The organism is Burkholderia sp. SIMBA_051 (genome assembly GCF_046534915.1).
GTDB classification, from domain to species: domain Bacteria; phylum Pseudomonadota; class Gammaproteobacteria; order Burkholderiales; family Burkholderiaceae; genus Burkholderia; species Burkholderia ambifaria.
In genome coordinates this window covers 1-241 of sequence record NZ_JAWRXS010000797.1, presented here as the reverse complement: position 1 = coordinate 241, position 241 = coordinate 1, and the positions used below count along the sequence as shown (strand labels likewise).

The window sequence follows — 241 nt, the reverse complement described above, 5'->3', positions numbered from 1 at the left end:
CGGTCGATCAGATACTTCGACATGCTCGCGTTGAGATCCCTGCCGCGAATCAGCATGCGGATGCTGCGCGCGAAGTTGGCGAGGAACACCACCGCTTGGCCCGCCGAATTGCCGCCGCCGATCAGCACGATGTCCTGGCCCTTCACCAGCTTCGCTTCGATCGTCGAGGCCCAGTAATACGTGCCGCGCCCCTCGAAGCGTTCGAAGTCCGGCACCGTCGGCTTGCGATAGGCGGCGCCGC

At 64.7% G+C, this 241-nt stretch carries 1 pseudogene; it reads right to left on the bottom strand.

The window, feature by feature from the left end:
- A pseudogene (locus SB771_RS36650) lies at nt 1-241 on the bottom strand (thioredoxin reductase); the annotation flags it as partial.